Source organism: Escherichia sp. AM3 (genome assembly GCF_032029835.1).
GTDB classification, from domain to species: Bacteria; Pseudomonadota; Gammaproteobacteria; order Enterobacterales; family Enterobacteriaceae; genus Escherichia; species Escherichia coli.
The window spans coordinates 1-580 of record NZ_JAVUPQ010000515.1 but is presented as its reverse complement, the minus strand read 5'-3'; the positions used below and the strand labels follow the sequence as shown (position 1 = coordinate 580).

The 580-nt window shown below is 48.8% G+C and carries 1 protein-coding gene and 1 pseudogene; both read left to right on the top strand.

Going from position 1 to position 580, the window contains the following annotated elements; translation table 11 throughout:
- A pseudogene (locus RTW80_RS26970) lies at positions 1-233 on the top strand (ISAs1 family transposase); the annotation flags it as partial.
- A 69-nt stretch (positions 234-302) separates the two neighbouring features.
- Positions 303-580 (top strand): contractile injection system protein, VgrG/Pvc8 family (locus RTW80_RS26965; protein ID WP_063115449.1); only part of this gene is annotated, 278 nt, incomplete at its 3' end.

Genomic DNA, 580 nt, shown 5'->3' with positions numbered 1-580 from the left:
ATAGAAACAGAAGCCACTGGAGCACCTCAAAAACACCATCATACACTAAATCAGTAAGTTGGCAGCATCACCGAGGAAACGCCGCAGAATTATTTTCAGGGATACGGCACATCGCTATTAATATTTTAACGAATGATAAGGTATTCAAGGCAGGGTTAAGACGTAAGATGCGAAAAGCAGCCATGGACAGAAACTATCTCGCGTCAGTCCTTGCGGGGAGCGGGCTTTCGTAATCTTGCCCTGGCCCGACATGTTGTACATGCAATATGTGCGGATTATTATTCATTTTCACGGAGGTTGCTATGTCAACCGGATTACGTTTCACACTTGAAGTGGACGGCCTGCCACCGGACGCGTTTGCGGTGGTTTCCTTTCATCTCACCCAGTCACTCTCTTCACTTTTTTCCCTCGACCTTTCTCTGGTCAGTCAGCAGTTTCTTTCCCTTGAATTTGCGCAGGTGCTGGACAAAATGGCCTACCTGACGGTATGGCAGGGCGATGACGTACAGCGCCGGGTGAAAGGCGTGGTGACCTGGTTTGAACTCGGGGAGAACGACAAAAACCAGATGCTGTACAGCAT